The organism is Ignavibacteria bacterium (genome assembly GCA_017303675.1).
In the GTDB taxonomy this organism is placed as follows: Bacteria; Bacteroidota; Ignavibacteria; order Tepidaquicellales; family OLB5; genus OLB5.
This window is the reverse complement of sequence record JAFLBX010000001.1, coordinates 695469-714787: the sequence shown is the minus strand read 5'-3', so window position 1 is coordinate 714787 and position 19319 is coordinate 695469. Positions and strand designations below refer to the sequence as shown.

General features: G+C 39.0%; 18 protein-coding genes. 9 read left to right on the top strand and 9 right to left on the bottom strand.

The window, feature by feature from the left end:
• Positions 1-13 precede the first annotated feature (13 nt).
• Positions 14-979 carry an alpha/beta hydrolase gene (locus J0M37_03245; GenBank protein MBN8584083.1) on the top strand — a complete coding sequence of 322 codons (966 nt, stop codon included), beginning with the start codon at positions 14-16 and terminating at the stop codon, positions 977-979.
• A gap of 55 nt (positions 980-1034) precedes the next feature.
• Here the strand turns inward: J0M37_03245 and J0M37_03240 are convergent, their stop codons facing one another.
• Positions 1035-1682, bottom strand: a complete 648-nt coding sequence (locus tag J0M37_03240) for a hypothetical protein (GenBank protein MBN8584082.1) — start codon at positions 1680-1682, stop codon at positions 1035-1037.
• Between the two features lie 261 nt (positions 1683-1943).
• Here J0M37_03240 and J0M37_03235 point away from each other — a divergent pair, with 261 nt between their 5' ends.
• The 3 genes from J0M37_03235 to J0M37_03225 all read left to right on the top strand — a co-directional run bounded on the left by J0M37_03235 (position 1944) and on the right by J0M37_03225 (position 4993).
• Positions 1944-2543 (top strand): RNA polymerase sigma factor, encoded by a 600-nt coding sequence (locus J0M37_03235; GenBank protein ID MBN8584081.1) that lies wholly within the window; start codon positions 1944-1946, stop codon positions 2541-2543.
• Positions 2540-4252: a zf-HC2 domain-containing protein gene (locus J0M37_03230; protein ID MBN8584080.1), complete on the top strand. Its 1713-nt coding sequence runs from the start codon at positions 2540-2542 to the stop codon at positions 4250-4252. The genes J0M37_03235 and J0M37_03230 overlap by 4 nt, the downstream gene beginning before the upstream one ends.
• Positions 4253-4354: 102 nt before the next feature.
• Positions 4355-4993, top strand: a complete 639-nt coding sequence (locus J0M37_03225; GenBank protein ID MBN8584079.1) for an intradiol ring-cleavage dioxygenase — start codon at positions 4355-4357, stop codon at positions 4991-4993.
• A 63-nt stretch (positions 4994-5056) separates the two neighbouring features.
• Here J0M37_03225 and J0M37_03220 read toward each other — a convergent pair whose 3' ends face one another.
• From J0M37_03220 to J0M37_03185, 8 genes are all read right to left on the bottom strand, one after another.
• Positions 5057-5254, bottom strand: coding sequence for a DUF2892 domain-containing protein (locus J0M37_03220; GenBank protein MBN8584078.1), 198 nt, complete (start codon positions 5252-5254; stop codon positions 5057-5059).
• Between the two features lie 98 nt (positions 5255-5352).
• Positions 5353-6021 (bottom strand): Crp/Fnr family transcriptional regulator, encoded by a 669-nt coding sequence (locus tag J0M37_03215; GenBank protein ID MBN8584077.1) that lies wholly within the window; start codon positions 6019-6021, stop codon positions 5353-5355.
• Positions 6018-6542 (bottom strand): CHAD domain-containing protein, encoded by a 525-nt coding sequence (locus J0M37_03210; protein ID MBN8584076.1) that lies wholly within the window; start codon positions 6540-6542, stop codon positions 6018-6020. The genes J0M37_03215 and J0M37_03210 overlap by 4 nt, the downstream gene beginning before the upstream one ends.
• Before the next feature lie 129 nt (positions 6543-6671).
• Positions 6672-7148 carry a CHAD domain-containing protein gene (locus J0M37_03205; GenBank protein ID MBN8584075.1) on the bottom strand — a complete coding sequence of 159 codons (477 nt, stop codon included), beginning with the start codon at positions 7146-7148 and terminating at the stop codon, positions 6672-6674.
• Positions 7149-7571, bottom strand: coding sequence for an NUDIX domain-containing protein (locus J0M37_03200; protein ID MBN8584074.1), 423 nt, complete (start codon positions 7569-7571; stop codon positions 7149-7151).
• A 129-nt stretch (positions 7572-7700) separates the two neighbouring features.
• Complete coding sequence (locus J0M37_03195) at positions 7701-8594, bottom strand: histone deacetylase (protein MBN8584073.1); 894 nt, start codon at positions 8592-8594, stop codon at positions 7701-7703.
• 952 nt (positions 8595-9546) lie between these two features.
• On the bottom strand, positions 9547-10005 hold the full coding sequence (locus J0M37_03190; GenBank protein MBN8584072.1) for a hypothetical protein: 459 nt from the start codon (positions 10003-10005) through the stop codon (positions 9547-9549).
• Positions 10006-10079: 74 nt separating this feature from the next.
• Positions 10080-12095 (bottom strand): AIPR family protein, encoded by a 2016-nt coding sequence (locus tag J0M37_03185; protein ID MBN8584071.1) that lies wholly within the window; start codon positions 12093-12095, stop codon positions 10080-10082.
• A 605-nt stretch (positions 12096-12700) separates the two neighbouring features.
• On the opposite strand from J0M37_03185, the gene J0M37_03180 reads away from it, so the two are divergent.
• The 5 genes from J0M37_03180 to J0M37_03160 all read left to right on the top strand — a co-directional run bounded on the left by J0M37_03180 (position 12701) and on the right by J0M37_03160 (position 19278).
• A complete protein-coding gene (locus tag J0M37_03180; GenBank protein MBN8584070.1) occupies positions 12701-13963 on the top strand; it encodes a hypothetical protein in 1263 nt (420 codons plus the stop codon).
• 65 nt (positions 13964-14028) lie between these two features.
• Positions 14029-15129: a trypsin-like peptidase domain-containing protein gene (locus J0M37_03175; protein ID MBN8584069.1), complete on the top strand. Its 1101-nt coding sequence runs from the start codon at positions 14029-14031 to the stop codon at positions 15127-15129.
• A gap of 316 nt (positions 15130-15445) precedes the next feature.
• The gene (locus tag J0M37_03170; protein ID MBN8584068.1) at positions 15446-16489 is read left to right on the top strand and encodes a hypothetical protein; all 1044 of its coding nucleotides are present in this window, start codon (positions 15446-15448) and stop codon (positions 16487-16489) included.
• A gap of 279 nt (positions 16490-16768) precedes the next feature.
• Positions 16769-18415: a hypothetical protein gene (locus tag J0M37_03165; protein ID MBN8584067.1), complete on the top strand. Its 1647-nt coding sequence runs from the start codon at positions 16769-16771 to the stop codon at positions 18413-18415.
• Positions 18409-19278: a T9SS type A sorting domain-containing protein gene (locus J0M37_03160; GenBank protein ID MBN8584066.1), complete on the top strand. Its 870-nt coding sequence runs from the start codon at positions 18409-18411 to the stop codon at positions 19276-19278. The genes J0M37_03165 and J0M37_03160 overlap by 7 nt, the downstream gene beginning before the upstream one ends.
• The last annotated feature ends 41 nt before the right edge of the window (positions 19279-19319 follow it).

Here is a 19319-nt window from a genome sequence, read left to right as displayed (position 1 = left end):
GTAATAAAGGTAAATGCTGATGAATATTTTGAAGATCCCTGTTTTATTGATTTTTTTCGCCACGCTTGCTTATTCGCAGTATATCAGTTATCCTTACCCGTCAGATTCCATTACATTCACGCTTGAATCACAGCAGCTTGTTATGTCTTACATGGATGTAAAGCCTGATCCCGCAGCAGCCAACGGCAAAAGCGTAATACTTTTCCACGGCAAGAATTTTAACGGCTATTACTGGAAGGATGTGATTGAATTCTTTGTAGGCTCAGGCTACCGGGTTATTGCGCCTGACCAGGTTGGCTGGGGGAAGTCATCACGGGCAAACATTCATTACAGCTTTCATTTGCTGGCTTTGAACAATAAGGGCTTGCTTGATTCTCTCGGAATTGAAAAGGTAAATGTTATAGGCCATTCAACAGGGGGAATGCTTGCCGCCAGATTTGTTTTAATGTATCCTGAAAGAACAGAAAAGCTTGTGCTTGAAAACCCGGTCGGGCTTGAAGATTACCGCCTTTTTGTTCCTTACCAGCCCGTTGAAGCGCAGTATATCAGGGAGCTTGCCGCTACCTATAACAGCATTAAGGAATATCAAAAGACATATTACCCCGAATGGAAGGACGAATATGAACATTATGTTCTTGCACAGTCACAGGATCTCTCAAGAGATGACTTCCGGAACGTTGCATGGGCAAATGCTCTTACATACCAGATGATCTATGAGCAGCCGGTTATCTACGAGCTGAAAGATATCACGGTTCCAACCCTGCTTGTTATAGGGCAATATGACCGTACCGTAGTGGGAAAAAATCTGCTGAACGAAGAGGCAAAACAAATATACGGTAATTATCCCTCGCTTGGGAAAAAAGTTAACAGCCTTATCAATGGCTCTAAACTTGTTGAGCTTGAAAATGTTGGACATATTCCGCACGTACAGGCTCTTCCTGAATTTCTAAAACAGGTAAGTGATTTCTTAAGAGAGTAGTGCATAAAAAAAGGAGCCCGCAAAGAGGCTCCTTTAATAATTTTTAATTTTTAGCTTAATCGTTCTTCTTTGTTCTTTCTGTTAATGATACTTTATCGCCATCAACCTTAAAGCTCATTGATTCGCTCCATTTGCTTGCGGAGTTTTCTTTGATATTCAGCTTTAGGCCTTTAAGCTCAACTTTTATAACATTATCAGCAGAAGATATCTTTACTTCGTCGAATGTTTTTTCAACCGTTGAAGCAATTGTCGGCTTGCAGTTCTCTATCTGGCTTACGATCGCTGCATCATCACGGAACCAGCTCTTTAAATATGTTTTGCTTTCTTCGCTGCACTGGTAGCCCAGGTTCAATGCGGTAAGTATCTTGCACTTTACATTCTGTTTATTGCCTTCAGCAAAACACTCATTGCCAATTGTTGATGCAAGATAGCCCAACACTGCTTTTTCCGGTCCGCTGATGCCCGCAAAATAGCTGTCATCAATTTTAATAACATTAACCTTTGCCTTCAGTGAAGGATCGTAAATATCTTCACGCCATATTACCTTATGTAATACCTCTGAGCTGCTGTTAATGTTTAAAATATTTTGATAGGGTTTTTGTGAATCTTCTACAGCAGATACATTATTGTGAAGCACAAAGCTAAGCACAAACAAAGCTGCGAAAAATAAAATGTAACCTAAAAACTTTTTTCCCTTTTTCATATCAGCGCCCCCCGGCTAAAATTTGAATTGAATATTGTATACTGCAATTAAATTAACCAAAGATAGTATAATATATAGAGTTATCAAGTAACGATATTCGTGATATTTTTAAGCCGTAATTTTTGTTTTTATGCCCAATAAGCGCAAAAACTATACATAAACGCTGAAAAAACAAGATTTTTCAAATTCTCTTTTATACTATAATATAACTAAACCTTTTCATATCACTTTGCATCATATTATTGTAATTTAGGAGAAAATATGCGGTCTAATTTAGCCGAGGCAGGCAGCACTGCCGAGGGGGGAGCTCTGGAGCTGGTATCTACAAGTCCGGATAGAGAGTTTGAGCTGGTTCGCCAGGCGGCGGCAGGGAACTCTCATGCATTCAGGGAGCTGTATAACAACAACGTAAAACGTGTGTATGCAGTTTGTCTCCGCGCATGCCAGGATAGAGATACCGCAGAAGAGCTGACCCAGGAAGTATTTGTGAAAGCATGGGAAAAGCTTTCATCGTTTCACTTTGAAAGCAAGTTCTCATCATGGCTTCACTCAATTGCGGTGAACCAGTTCCTGATGATGAAGCGCTCTGAAAAAAGATTTCAGGAACGCGTAAGCGAGCTTACTGAAATTATTTCCAGGGATAATCCCCAGGCAAAAGTTAAACAGGGGTATGATTCAAGAATTGATATTGAAGGTGCCCTTGAAAAGCTGCCGCAGCAGGCCAGGATGGCTTTTGTTCTTCACGATATTGAAGGATATAAGCATCACGAAATTTCCAAAATGATGGATATAGAGGTAGGTACTTCAAAAGCCCATTTACACAGGGCCAGAAGAATGCTGAGAGAGGAGCTGGCAAAATGAAAAATGAAATAACCATGAAACATAATAATTGCGAAGAGATCGAGCTCTTGGTAGATGATTACCTTGAAGGTATGATCTCAAATGAAGACAGGAAGCAGATGGAAGAGCATCTTAAATGTTGCCCCGCCTGCAGAAAATACCTGGAAGATACCGTTCTTCTTATTGAAAGAACAAGCCTTATTGCCCAGGAAGACGAAAAAAGCGAAAAGCTGCTGCCTAAGAACAAACAGCAGGAGCTGTGGAACGCGATCGAAGCAAAGATAAACGCAAAATTACCCGAGCATAAAGATACACACATCTATAACATGAACGGTTTTGAAGATGAATATATTTCAGTTTCATCAGGCAGCAAAGAACCGGTTCCGGTAAGATCTGCCTGGGGAAGTATGCGATACTACTTCAGCGGCATTGCCGCAGTGCTCATCCTTGCGTTCATAGTTTACGGAGTAAACCGCTACATGAAATTCCGCGATAACGGAATTGAGCTCAATACCAATTTAGTCGAAGTTTCAGGCGGACCCAAATGGATGGTAACATCACTTAAAGGCAGCCCTATGATCAATGATCTTGTGATGAAGGCAATTGATTCACTGGGCGTGGGAGGTGTTATCACAACCAACGATTCATCCAGGGCAGAGCTTTATGTTGCGGGACTTGGCACAGTAATTATTGAACCGAACAGCAAAGTTAAGCTTACAAAAAGCAGCAATAATGAAAAACGAATTCAGCTTGATTACGGCGCAATTGACGCCAATATAAACGCAAAACCGCGCACATTCTTTGTTGATGCAGGCACCGTTACTGCTGTCGATCTTGGCTGTTCATATAAATTCTCAGTCGATAAAGCCGGCGACGGCCTGCTTTATGTAAGACAGGGCAAGGTTTCACTGGAATCAGCCGGCAGGGAATCACTTGTTCCCGAAGGCAAGTTCTGCGTAACCAAACAGGATATCGGCCCCGGCACACCGTTCAGAGAAGACTCCTCGCCACAGCTTAAACAGGCGCTTATGGAGTTTGATTTCGGTAACTGCGGCTCACAGTGTATAAAAACAATTCTTAATAATTCCAAAAAGACCGATGCTGTAACACTGGTTAACATGATGCCAAGGGTCGATGCGCAGTATAAATATGAGGTCTATAACAAGGTGGCTGCATATGTTGCACCGCCAAGGGTCATACCAAAAGATAGTATTTCAAGGTTCAAACGTGCTGAAGATATTAATGAATGGGTTGATAAGATAATGGAAGAAGTTAATATTCAGATCCGGGAAAATATGGCTAGGGTTGAAGAAAATATGAAGCAGTTTGATAATGAAAAATGGCAGAAGGACTGGGAAAAAAACTGGAAGGATCACTCTAAAAAAAGCTGGAATTTTAATTATGTAATACCGCCGGGCAACGATACTATGGAATTCCTTTACAAAACCGGCGTGAACGGCTGGACTGAAGAAGACCAGAAAGAGCTTGAAGAAGAAATGAAACAGATGCAGGAAGACCTGAAAATTGATAACGAAGAGTTCAAAAAGGAAATGGAAAAAGTTAAAGAAGAGCTTAAACGCGTTAATGAAAAGATAAAGATAGATATGGAAGAAGTTAAGAAGGAAGTTGAACGCGAAAAACAGCTGCACAAGGAAGAAATTGAAAAGGAAAAGAAGGAATCAGAAAAACACAGAAAGCCTAGCGATACCGGCGATGATGATGATAATTAAGATGTGAAAATTCAAACGTGCAACGATTTTATTAAATTATAAAATAAAAAATATAACCCGCCTTAAAACGGCGGGTTTTTTATAACTTTTAATATATCAAATATGAAAATTATTATCTCGCTTACGGCTGTATTGATCTTCACAAATTTTGTCTGCGGACAAAATGACGATAAGCCCGTTAAGGAAACAATAATAAAAGTCGGTGATGGATGCGAAGGCTGCGATGCTGTTTATGACTCGCCAGTACCGCTTGAAGAACTAAGCAGTGTTGATACACTGCCTGATTTTAATGCAGCCCAAATTAAGCTCGAGATCAGCGGAGTTATCTATCAGTCTGATGGTATCACGCCTGCCCCGGGAATTGTATTATACCTCTATCACACCGATCAAAACGGGTATTATTCAAAAAAAGGAAATGAAACAGGACGACACGGCTACCTTAGAGGGTGGCTTAAGACCAATGATAAAGGTGAATATAGATTTTATACTCTCAGACCTGCTCCATATCCCAATGCCACATTCCCCGCGCATATTCACCCAACAATTAAAGAGTCCGGAAAAACTCCATACTGGATAGATGACTATGTGTTTGATGATGATAAATTTGTGGATGATTCATACAGGAAAAATGCTGAGAACCGCGGTGGTGATGGAATTGTATCATTGACAAAAAATGAAAGCGGTGTTTATACCTCAAAGCGCAATTTAATACTCGGGAAGAATATTCCGAATTATAAGTAATGAATCATAAAAAAAGACTCCCGTTAACGAGAGTCCTTTTATTTAAATCTGAATTTTGAATTGTTACTTATTTGATTGTTTTACACCGCATGTGTTTGCGCCTATTATTGAATACAGCGGGCAGAAGTTCATGAATGCCGTTAACAGCGGTACGATCCCGATTAAGCCGAACCAGGATTTAAAATAAAATCCCGCGCCAATAATTAACACACCAAGAATTATTCTGATAACTTTATCTGCGCTTCCTACGTTTGCTTTCATTTTTTGTTCCTCCGGAATTTTAATTAATGATATATTCTTTTGATACAAAGATATACCAAGACCGCGGGATTATTGTGTGACAATATCACACAGCAAAACTAAGAAAGCCTTGAGTGAAGGGCTAATTGATTGTTTATTAATATCTTACCTCTGTCAAGAATTATTATTTTTTCCTTTTCCAGATCCTTCAGAATGCGGCTTACAACCTCCCTTGAAGTACCAAGCTCTTTTGCAATTTCCTGGTGCGTTGCGCTTAATAATCCGTTATGAGAGTTGCGGGTAATGTATTCCGCAATTCTTGAATCCATTTTGCGGAAGGCGACCTCTTCAACAATTTCCATTACTTCAGATAGCCTTGATGATAACAGGTCAAAAAAATATTTTCTCCACGGGTCATATCCTTTTACAAATTCTCGCAGAAGCTCATTGGGTATAAGCACTGTTTCAATTTCTTCTTCAACTTCGGCTTCGGCGGGAAAGGAATTTTTGCTCAGTATGCACGAAGCTGTCAATATGCAGCTCTCGCCCTTTTCGAAGCGGTAAAGGGTTATCTCTCTGCCGGTTTCACCGGCTTTAAAAACACGCACCCTGCCAGAGAGTATAAATGCGAAAAATGAACAGGTATCTCCTTTTAGAAAAACCGTTTCACCCGCAGGCAGTGTTTTAAAAATTGAATACTGCTTTATGCTCTCAGCTTCGCTATCTGAAAGTGACTTTAAAAACGGGTATGCTTCTCGGAGTTTTTGGTATATTTCCTCAGGTATCATTTTTTAACGGAGTTATTTAATACAGGCTCCGGGATCTCCATAGCCGCTATTATTCGGGCTTTGAAATTATTTTCGCTCCATGATCTTAGCTTTGCCTCCAGCTCAGCATATTCATTCCGCCTTTTTTCCCTCAGGTTCAATATACAGTTACGAAGCTGCCTTGTGGATATCCGCTGTTCCTGATCTTTAATGGTATTGTTAAAATGCCTGATTTCCCTGATGTGGTGATTAATATCAGGTATCATTACATCTGAATCATGTACCTCACCCATTAGGTCAAGTGATAGCTTTACCTCATCAAGGCACAGCTTAAAATCAGGTGAGAAGCAGTATTCGCCAAGCTCCATAGCGTAGCGCAGCGGCTTGCCTGCCTTACGCATTTCATGAAGCTGGTTTTTCCTGAGCGGAAAATTTATCACAACAGGCGCATATGAAAAAAAATCATCATACATCTCAGGTATAACCCGTTTCAGATTTTCCCTGAGCGATAATTTTTTCTTTATGGAATATTTTCTTTTCAAATGATAAACCCTATGGTAATGTTAGCACTTATGGTAACGTTTGCACCCCATGCAAACATATGTATTATCTTTATGACTGCCCGGAGGTCAGTCTCTACATGGTAACGTTTGCACTCCGTGCAAACAAATCTATGATAAATTCTCCGTAATGAAATTATGGAAATGCTCTTTATATCCCGCCCTGTTAAGCGTGTTAATATGCTGTATCAGCAGCTTTCGCTTCTGCTCACGTTCGGCTTTTTTCCTTATAATAAGCAGATCGATTGCGCGGGTATCTCTTTCACTTACATCAGCCTTCATCTTTTCTATCTTATCTATGAACACATCATAATCTCTGACCTCGCCAAGTGAGCGTATCAGCAGGCGCAGCTCATTGTATTCTGCTTTGAATTTTTTCTTCGGGAAAACACCGCGGAACATTTTAAATACTGCCTGCACACGCCGCGAAGCTACGCGCATATCATGCAATGCCTCTATATCGCTGCCATCAATTGTGCCCTGCTCATTCGCCGTCATTTCATCAAACCTTGTGCGCAGTATCTTCAGCAGGCCTTCGGCAAGCGGCCTTTCAGGATCAAGCCCCGGTATTTTTTTTGCTTTTGCCAATTAAATATCCTTCAGCGCTTTTTTTGCAAGCGGAGTAAGCTTCAGCTTCTTCAGCTCTTTTTTTGTGAAAAGTTCAGCGCCAAATGAATCATTGCCGTCAGGCTCGCGCTTTAATTTATCTATATCCTTCGCTTCAGCTTTATATATCACACCCGTATGATGGAACTCTTCTTTTTTTGATTCATGTGTATATGCCTCAACCGTTATAAGCTTATATGACCTCAGCTTCAGACCCGTCTCTTCAGTAATTTCGCGCTTTAAGGTCTGCTCCGGTGTCTCGCCAAAATCGGTTTTCCCGCCGGGCAGGTCCCACCTGCCTTTGAACGGACCCTTGCCCTTCTGGATCAGTACATACTTATCCTTATACTTTAATACGGCATAAACCCCGAACCGTGTTGATTGTATTTGTTTTTTCTTTGTCATTTTTCTAATCAAAACAATATGTCAGTCTGAGCGGAGTCGAAGACTGGAATATATCAATTAATTCCTAAATCCAATAATTACCTTATGAGATTTAAAAACTTACTTCATTATTTCCGTAGCTTCGCTTATTCAGTATAAACTCTTCACCACCCTATACGTCCCCGCATATGCATCAACTGTATGCGTGATAGGTTTTGAGTACCCCCCGCCCAAGCCGAGCGATACCGGGATATCCCTTGATTTGTACTCACCAAGCACCAGCCTGTCGCGCTCCATTAAACCACCGGGAGTAAGTGAAAGCCTGCCGAGTGAATCCTCCTTAAGCGGATCAACCCCTGCCTGGTACAATATTATATCAGGCTTAAACTCAAAAATAGCAGGTAAATTTTCTTTAAGTAAGGATAAATATTCGTCATCACCAGTACCGTCAGCAAGCCCGATATCACATGTTGAAGGCACCTTCTGGAACGGGTAATTTTTCGCGCCGTGCATGCTGAATATATAAACATCCGGATTTGCCCCAAGTATCCCGGAGTTTCCGTTGCCCTGGTGAACATCCAGGTCAACAATCGCGGCGCGGTGTATCATTCCGCATTTTATTAGATGCAGTATCACCACGGCAAAATCATTGAATACACAAAACCCCTCGCCGTGATCACGGAAAGCATGGTGCGTGCCCCCGGCAAGATTCCCGCCGATGCCGCACTCAATGGCGCTGCGTGCCGCGCCAATGGCTCCGCCAACAGAAGCCAGTGAACGGTAAAACAATTCTTTGCTCCACGGCAACCCTATGCGGCGGATAATTTTGGGGTCAATTGTACCGTTTGCAAATGAGTCAAAATATTCAGGCGAGTGCGCAAGCGTAACAACCTCGCGCGCGGGAAGCTCAGGTTCATAAAGCTCACCCGGCTCCAGGATACCCTCCTCCAGCAGCTTTTCCCTCAGCAGCCTGTATTTTTCCATGGGGAACCTATGCCCCTCAGGCAGCGGAACAGTGTAATGATCTGAGTAATATACTTTCATTTGCAGGAAGCAAAGATATTTGAATATGATTGCAAGTTAAAGGGGAATTAGGGGAAGACACGCAAAAACTAACAAGATTTGTAACGCACTTTATATTTTTTCCAAAAATTTTTAAAATAGAAGACAATACCATTAACATCGTTTAAATTCTGGGCTTCAAAAAATTTATATACAGAAGTTCTATGAAAAATATTTATTTTCCTCAAATTTAGCCCGCAAGTAAAAAATATTTTCTTTTTTGCTGCCTTAATTAGTAAACTCCTTTCTTTCAGCCCTCTGCTGACAACTATAAAAATCGTATCATATTTTAAATATATTGCAAAAAGATAGATAAATGGCAAATACATAATCGTTAATACTGGATATAGTATGAACGCATTCAAACTCTCATAATTTACCAAAGACTTGTATTCAAGGGCTATTTTATAAACAATAAAGAATAATTGGATCAGAGCAAAGCTAATAAAAAAGAAATTAGTTAATTTGTCAAGAATCAAATTTTTATATGTGACTTTATTACCTACATTTAACACTGTAATAAATAATATAAAAGGAACAAGTATCATTTCAACTATAAAACTAAAAGTATAAAAATTGACAATGAATTCAATCAAAACCAAAATTTTCAAATTGTCGTAAAGTATGTTTATAAAAAACGATTTATCACTTACTTTATTGACATTAACGAATAAGGTTATCGCAACACCAAAATACCAAAAAATTGAATCCTTAATAAAACTAGGATTCCACAGAAGACTTACCCACAAGATGTAATGTAAGAAAAGGACATAGAGAGTAATCAACAGTAGAGACACCAAAATAGTATTAGAAGTTAATACCTTTAAGAAATTAACTAACGATTTTCTTATATCTTTACTGGTTAAAGATAAAATGAATAAAAATACACCCCAAATTAATAAGGCTCTTTCGCGATTATCTAATATTACTATTTCTATGGTCTTTGCATTGAATTTATTGCTAAAAATTCTGTTTCTATATTCTTGATATCCTTTTTAGGTACAAAATACTCATTACCTAATGAATCGTAAACATAAATTGTGTTTATTTTGTTTGAAAACAAATCTTTATAATTAAATATTTGCTCAATAACATATTCGCCAGGTTTTAAGGTTTTAGGTAATTTTGTATTATTCATTCCGGCAAAGAGCAAAAATTTCTTTTTGTTTTTTGAAGTTCCAGCTAAACCTTTCACTACTACATCTCTTCTTCCAATATTTGTTATCGTAAATGAAAGATGTATTTCATTTCTAGCCAGATACCCAATTTCATATGTAAATGAACAATCAACCTTTAGGTTACCTTTATCTTTACTGTAGATATAAACATTCCAAAACGCTATTAATGTAGAAAGTAGCGCACCATAAATTGCTAAAAAAAATGTGAAATCCATATTATTTTATTATTTTCCTCTACTTCATCCGATTAATCGTCTACTTTTATCGTCTCTTTTGCTTCTAAGTTTTTTCAAATATTCAGGATATTATTAATCAACTCTATATCAGTTGCAACTAAAGAGTTGTTTTTCGGATTTGTAGTAACTTTGTAGGTAACTTGTTTCCCTAACAAATTATTGACATTTAATCCTTTTATTGATTTTGAGTGAAAGAAAATATTTTGGGGATTGCGTTTGATAAAACCACAATATTTACCATATCTGTCTCTCAAAATCTTTATTACTTCACCTTGATAAGTAAAATTTCCTGTTTTGATTGAATCAGTTTTCATGTTAGTAATTTTTCGTATTTCCAATAAAAGTAACTCAGTAAATTCTTTAATGTCTTTAATCCCATATATACTTCTTCTTTTCTTTTTTATCCATATGTTTTTACAATTTTCAAATATTTCGATCGCCTTTGAAAAAAACTTCTTACATTCGGTATCGTTCTTTAATACTTTTAGTAATATTTGACAATGTTCGTCAATCATTTTTTCGTTATTTATATCGATATTTTTTCCAGCCACAAGTTCTCTAAATGCCATTAGAACATGCGCACGATAAGAGTATAAATTCCTTTTTTCAAAAAGGTTATTCCTAAACAATTTTTCTAATGAAAAAAAAGCATATGCAGCCGTAAAATATGGCAGTTTGGATTGATGATCTTGAAACAAAGAATTTGGAAATTTTTCAAGTAGTTTTAATTCGTGCCTAAATGCGACATGGGGTTCGTTAAAAAACATCGCCACAAATGATTGGACTATAATTCTTAAATTGAGTTTTTGATATTGTTTAATCGTTGGATTATTTTGGTATTGTTTTGAGCGTCTCTCATAATAAAATTTTTCGTATTCATTAGATAAGGCATTGATAAATTCTTCTAATTCTTTATGAAATTTTTTGGTTGTTTCGAAAGCTTCATCATATACAATATTTTGCCTATTTGTGCCCCTAACAATTTGATTTGTAATTTCGTTACTTTTAGTAGCAATTACTTTAACGATTACGGGTACCTTTGATAAGTCTTCACTTTTTTCTGCAGAATAATATAAAACATGACATGTTTGACAACCATTTACTATTTGTGGGTTTTTTAGATTCACTTGTCTGTTGCTGGGCAAATACTCCTCACACACAATTGTAATTCCATTATTTAATAATGCAAATTTTTCGGGCTCTAATTCAACAGTATTTCTGATTTCGTCATTTACAGTATTGTTGCCCTGAAAATCTCTCACATTATCATTAAATAAAGACTTTCTAATCAAGCCATCGCTTGTTTTCAATAATTTTTGAAGTTCGGATGCATAACATAAAATCACACAAGAATTTTCAACATTTCTAACAGATGTCAAGGGCATTGTATCAATCGAATTTATGATAGTTGAAAAATTATTTTCATTTGAATCTAATATTTCCTTGAAATGTTCAGTGTCTATAAAATGTATTTTTGGTTTCTTATAGGTTCCTATCCTATCAACATCTTCCTGAAACTGATTAGCTAATGCAGATAAATTACTGTCATTCATCCATTTACCCATCACTACGTAATAAATCCGCACAGTTGGATTATCTTCCCACGTGAATATAACATTTTCACTTAATAAATAGTCTTTAATTTCTAGCAGATAGTCAATTGCTTGGTTTTTTGGTTGTTTTTGATTTTCAGCTAGAAATTCTCTCACACCATCTAAGAAATTATTATATTCACCTTTGTCAAAATTTGTTTTATATTTTGATTGCAAAAAAATAAACTCTATAGTAGTTCTTTTAAACCTTTCAACTAAGTCTTTTACCTCATCAATATTTCTAACCAGAATCCCATTAACTTTAATTGCTATTCCATCAATTCCCATATCATTGTTACCGCCAACATTTATGATATCAAATAATTCGGAATCACCGTTGAAAGCATCTGGTTGATGTACGCTTAAAATTGAATAGTTAACAAACCTCTCAAACGCGATACCATCGGGTGTTTTTTTTAGATCAAATTGGTCTCTAAATCTATTAAATTTTGCATTTATTATGGGTTCAACTTTCATTTTTTATCTTTTATTTAATTATAGATATTATTTATTTCATTAGTTTATTCTTTAACAAAAAAGAGCCTTACTCATTAACAACCCACAATACGAATCTAAGCCGTATTCGGTGTTTCAATGAGTAAAGCCCTCTATTTTAACGCTCCGCATTGCACGGAACGTACGCATGATAAACAAACATAAAAAATATTAACAGTTTACGCAAGTCTTTTAACTTTCCTGTTATATCTTCTCGTGTACTCTGTGCACTCAGTGTTGAAAAGCTTTTGATTTTATTCTTATATGCGGCAGGTCCAACGGACCATGCCGCCTTCAAATTCACACTCTTTGTGTTCCTTAGAGTCTTTGAGTCTTAGTGGCAGGCCTTAGGTTTTAATTTTGAAACCACACCGGTAATCATACAGAAAAGCAAAAAACCTCCCTCAAACAATCCCTTAATTTTTTCCCGGGGTAAGAAGCTTTTTTACTTTGAATAACAAATTGATAAAAACTATTTTGCAGGATTGTTAAAAATACCTGGGCTCTAAAATTTGATATATTAATGAGTACAGGATAAATTAAACATTATTAATAGATGTTCCCGCACTTTCGGGAATGGAAACAATATGATAACATTCGGAAGATTTTCAGACAGCTTTAAGCCAAAAGCCAAAGTTGAGGCTTGGAATACATCAGAGAGGCTTTTTCTCGAAAAGAAATATATAGATAGTTACGAAGCCTTCTTTAACTACCTGCGGGATGACGATGTAAACAACGTCAGCTTCAGAAAAGACGGCGATAATATTACATTTGAGCTGCTTCAGGGCTCAAAAATAATCCGCGGCACAATTGCAAACGGCAAGGTAATTGCCGAAGCAGATGTTGCGGAGTATGATAAGCTCTCAGTTGCCTTCATGCGCAGGCTTATGGAAATGAACTATTCACTTTTCTACAGCCGGTACGCGCTTAAGGATAACCGCATATGTATTAAGTTTGATAGCACCATAGCAGCGGCTCCGCCGCGCAAGCTTTATTACGGCTGGAAGGAGCTTGCAACCCGCGCCGATAAACAGGATGACCTGCTTATAGATGACTTCGCCATGCTGAGGTCAACCGGTAACGCACACGCAGAGCAACTGCCTGATACTGAAAAGGAAATCAAATATAATTTTTACAGAACCTGGCTTGAAAAAACCATCACGCGCATTAACGAGCTTAACGAAGACGCCTTCTCAGGCGGTATTTCATACCTGCTGCTTAACACAGCTTATAAAATTGATTACCTCATTGCGCCCGAAGGCACATTAATGAACGAGCTTGAAAAAATGAGCTGGGATTACTTCGCAAAGGATAACAAGCCATATGTTGAAAAGAACCGCAGGATGAAAGAAGCTTTGCAAAAGCTTCTTGATAAACCCAAAGAAGCTGTGACAGAAGATCTTTACAGGGTGAAATCCACTTTCGGTATCGCAAACCCCGCGCCGCACCAGGCTGTTGTTGATCTTTTTACAAATAACCTGCAGAACGTAAAATGGTACGTTGATAACAATTATTTAGATATAGCAATAGTGCTGTATGAATATCTTGCAACATACTGCCTCTTCAGCTACGGCCTGCCGAAGCCCGATGCAAAGCTGTTTCACCTGATGCTTAATATAACTAACCAGGATTATTTCACGGCTCTTGGTGTTGGCGAGAGCCTTCATGATCCGGCATCCGGAAAATTCAGCGAACAATTAATAAATAATAAAATTGATGCAATTATCACCGAAGGCAAAGAGCTTTATCCTGAGCTTAAGTTCAACACGGCGAACCTGAAGTTCGATTCAATGGTCAGCTTCCTGAAAAGCTATATAGCAGAAGTTCAGCAGCTTAATTATAATCAGTAAGCAAACGGCAAATAACAAAAGGCAAAAAAATTTAGATTAACATCACAGAAAATTTAAGTAATAAAATGGATACTCAGCATATAATAGATAAATTTCAGCATGTAATTATACAAATAGCAACACCGCAGGGTACTGGTACCGGGTTTTATGTTAAAAAGGAGAACCTGATAATTACCAATGATCATGTGGTTAAGGGTAACTCAGAAGCTGTCATCAGCGGAAGATCACTTCCCAAGCAGATATCACCTGTATTTTTTAATGACGCCAAGTACGACCTTGCATTTATCAAGGTACCCGAAGGCATTGAGCTGCCTGATATTAACCTTGCGCCCGGGCTTGATGTAAAAGAAGGCGACCAGGTAATAGCGATCGGCCACCCGTACGGGCTGAACTATACAGCTACCGAGGGCATTGTTTCAAAATCAAAACGCCTGCAGCGCGGTATAAATTATATACAGATAGATGCAGCAATAAACCCGGGTAATTCCGGGGGACCCCTTGTTAATTCCAATGGTGATGTTGTTGGTGTGAATACTTTCATAATTGCAGGCGGCGATAACCTGGGATTTGCCCTGCCGGTTGAGTACCTTGAAGAAGACCTGAAGGAATACAGGCAGTACTTCGGTAAATATACCATGAAGTGCCCGAGCTGCGGATTTTACGTTACAGAAGAAAGCCTTGATGCCGGCGAATACTGCCCCAACTGCGGCACCAAGCTGGAGTTCCCCGCGCTTAAAAAAGAAGGCGAGTACAAGCCAACCGGGGCATCGGCAATTGTTGAAACAATTTTAGAGCAGCTTGGCAAGGATGTTAAGCTAGCGCGAAAAGGTCCCTATAGCTGGGAAGTTGAAGAAGGCACTGCCAAAATTTTTATCAACTACAACCAGGATGGCTTCATAGTTTGCGACAGCATGCTCTGCATGCTTCCAAAATCTAACATCGCCGCAATGTATGAGTTCCTGTTAAGGGAAAATTATAACCTCGAAGGCATGATGTTCAGCGTAAATAACCAGGATGTGATACTTTCCACGTTTATTTATGACCAGTATTTAACATATGAAACCGGTCTTGAAAACCTGAAGACACTTTTTGCCAATGCTGATAAATACGATAATATCCTGCTTGATCAGTATGGCGCGCAGCCAAGAGTGACCGATGAAGCTTGATTTAAAATAACAAATACCAAAAAACAAAAACCCGGCTCGTTCCGGCTGTCTCAAAAAGTATCTTGTCATTCCTGCGAAAGCAGGAATCTTGAAAAATTTTAACAAAGATTTTACATAAAAACCAGTTTTGAGATAGACTTCTTAATGCGGTTTTTTCTTCCGGAACCATTTTTTGCAATATCTTATTCCCGGTAAATAAAATTATTCCCCTATTAACTCACTTTTACATTTTCAAAAAATGTGTACTAAACACTGGAAGCATTTTTAAACATAAATCCTTATTTTTGACATAATATAAAAATCAATCTGCATAAAAATGAAAAAGTATTTCCTGTTTTTCCTGGCCTTTTTATTGCTTTCTGTATCACTTACTGCCTGCACCAAAAAAGCAGGCGATACTCCCGGATCAAATGATAAAAAAACCGCGGGCGATACACCTGTAAACAATTCAAAAAAAATAAATGATGTATCTTCTGATGAAAGAGTTTTTTTCGGAAGGTATGACGGTAAAAAAATTATAATAGATGATTATTACAAATTCTCCGCAAATGAAAAGCTAAGTGATTCCACCGGTTACGGTTATGAACTGTACGGCTCTAAGCTTAAAGAAGTGATCGCAAAATACGCAACATATAATGAAAATTTTCCTGATTATTATTTTTCTGAATACAAACCTGAATTTGCCGAGTACACCAGCTTTAAGATAGGTGATAAAATTTATTTATCCGGAACAAGCGGGGTTTACCCCGCTGAAGTATCAGGGTACTATGTGAACATGGATGATATGGTGGGCGCGGGTACAATATTCTATGCTGTTGTTATGCCTCCCAAAGAGATGAAGCTTGATGAATACGAAGTTGTTGTCTGTTCGTACAACAGCAGCATCAGCGCAGTAAACAGGAAAGGCGTTACTAACCAGGGCATTATAGATGAGTTCAAAGGATATATCATGCCCAAATTAAAAGGGGTAATGGTATCTGAATACAACGATAAGGGTGAGGCCAAAACCGTTCCGCTTAAAAAAATATCAAACGAAGATATTAAGATATTTGAAGGAAGCTTTACCGGAAAAGATAAAAATGAGTTCCTTGTAAGCGTTAGGCTGCAGAATGACTTCACAAACTTCACCTCGCTTGTTTTCGTAATGGATGCTGAAGGTAAGGTAATTTCTGAGTTCATGCCGCTTGCCGTAAATAACTTTACATTCAGCATGGCAGAAGGCGTTGTTGATATGAATGGCGACGGAGTCCTTGAAGTTATCACCTACGATGGCTACTACGAAGGCGGCGGTTATAACCTGAACAAATACAACGGCGGCCTGTGGAAAACACTGACAACAGGATTTGTGTTTGGAGTGTAAATTCAATTAACAATTAACAATTAGCAATTAACAGTCATATGATTTTATCGCCCTACCTTATTGAGTGCAGCGAAAGAAGTAGCGCCTGACTGCCGAAGCCTTGGCGTAGGCAGTGAGTCGAAGGGCATTCACACCCTGAGCTGTTCACTGCCCCTGCAGTTGTCGAAGGGAATTCTCACCCTGAGCCTGTCGAAGGGAATTCTCACCCTGAGCTTGTCGAAGGGTGAAACAAAAAAAATAATTTTTTTTATTCAATTTATAATACCGTAAACATATTTAATGGCAAAGATCAACAGAAGACAATTTATGAAGCTTGCGGGTTCCTCGCTGGCTATCGGAGCGATAGGCTCTGCCTTCCCTTCCATTTACAGGTTCAAAGAAATCGCCGGCGGACTTGATAAGTTCAGCCACGTTGTTGTGCTTATGATGGAAAACCGGTCATTTGATAACCTGCTGGGCTATCTATATACACCGCAAAACCCGCCGCCAAATAACCAGCCGTTCGAAGGCGTGGCATACCATAACCTTTCAAATCCTATACCGCCGTACGCTGATTCATCTTTTATGGGCAGCGTGCCTGTGCATAAGGATTCAATAATGAATAACCCGAACCCGGACCCCGGCGAAGAGTATCCTCATATGAACGCTTCCATGTTCGGAACAATACTTCCCGACAGCAACCGTTTTGTTGATGCATGCGATATGGTCAGCCCGTGGAACGTGCCCGATACGATTCCGCAGGTTTACCCGATGAACGGTTTTTTAATGGACTATATTAACAACTTTAAGGCCACACAGGGCAGAATGCCCACTTACAGTGAATACAGAATTATCATGAGCTGCTTCCCTCCAGAGGTAGTTCCCGTTATAAGCACGCTTGCAAAAGGATTTGCAGTTTGCGATCACTGGCACTGCGCCGTTCCTTCACAGACTTTCTGCAACCGCTCATTTTTGAACAGCGCGCAGTCAAACGGTAATGTTACAAATTCCTGCCCCGATGGCTACACAAAGTGGCAGCTTAACACCTCTGAAACTATTTTTCAGCGCTTGCAAAGCAGGGGCTATAACTGGAAGCTGTATTTTGATCATCTTGATCTTTTCCCCATGAGCCTGCTTATTCATTTTAATGCGCTAAGGCCATATGCCCATGACCATATCTGCAGTATGGATGCATTCTATGATGACTGCGCTTCCGGCAGGCTGCCTGAATATACATTTATTGAGCCCAGAATGATGTTCTTCCATAACGATGAGCATCCGCCCGCTCCGCTTGTTGGCAACAGCAACATTACAACATTTCCTTCTTCTGTAACACCGGGTGAAAAGCTTATTCACAAAGTTTACAATGCTATTAAGAACTCCTCAAGCTCAGTTGGCAATAACTGGCAGAACACATTATTCATAATAACTTTTGATGAAGCGGGCGGAACGTATGACCACGTTCAGCCGCCGGCGGGAGTTCAGCCCCCGGGCAATACCACAAACAATGAAATGGATTTTGATTTCAGAAGGCTTGGTATCCGCGTTCCCGCTATACTTGTTTCAGCATATATTAACAGCGGTACGGTGATAAGCGATCAGCTTACTCATACATCCGTTATTAAAACACTTTCCAATAAATGGAACCTTGGGCATTTGACACAGAGAGACCTCACTTCGCCTTCGCTTGAAGGATATTTAACGCGTGAGTTTCCAAGGAACCCGAGCGATTGGCCGGTTACCGCGCCAAGGCAGGAATATACACAGGGCGATAAGGACTTCTTCCTTGATAAGCCGCTCACAGGTTTCCAGAAGGATTTCATAGGGGTTGCCAACTCCCTTGCCTATGGCAGTTCACATCCGCCATCCGGCATAAAAACTATCGGCGATGGCTTATCATTTCTTAAGGAAGTAATTAAAATTTTAAAGGTGTCATACTCATGTTAAAATATATTTTTGTATTATTATATACTTTTTTGTTTTGTTCTGCAGTGTATTCACAGCGAATAAAGTGGGAAGAAACTTTTCCCGATAAAAATATTGAAACTCGCGGCTGGAAGCTGGTTAATAATGATAAAGGCGGCGCTGATATTGAGCTTTATTCACCGGTTGAATTTTTCGGGCTTGGTGTACAGAGCCCGCACGCCGGAAGCTACTTCTTCAAGCTAAGCTTCATAAATATGAACCGTTTCAATGTTATTGATGACTGGATAATTTCTCCGCGCATCTATGATATACATGAAGGTGATTCAATTTCTTTCTGGTGCGGCGCAATTGACAGGCAATTCAAGGATTCATTGAAAATATGGATCTCAACAACTGATGACAGCCTTTCTTCATTTACTATGATTGATTATTTTAAGGTAAACGGACCCGTAGGCTCATGGCATAAAAAAGCGTATGACCTTTCGGCATATGCAGGAAAAAATATTTACTTTGCAGTAAATTATTACATCAAAGATGCCGGTGCGTTCGGAAGAAATTCTGACGTGGTGTGGATAGACCACTTTACACATACAGGCAAAGGATTTGGCGGAATAGTACCGACAAAATACGAGCTGTTCCAGAATTTCCCCAATCCTTTCAACCCGCAAACCGAAATATCTTTCGGCCTGCCTGAAGATGCAAAGGTAACTTTAAAAATTTATAATCTGCTGGGTGAACAGGTCGCCCAATTGGTAAATGCTGACTATAAAAAAGGTATCTATTCTGTAGTATTTGATGCCTCAAATTACGCAAGCGGCGTTTATTTTTACCGTTTAACCGCAGGCAGCTTTTCAGATGAAAAGAAAATGGTTCTGGTGAAATAGTGCGGTGTGCCTGTTCTGTAAAATCCCCCCCTTTAAGGGGG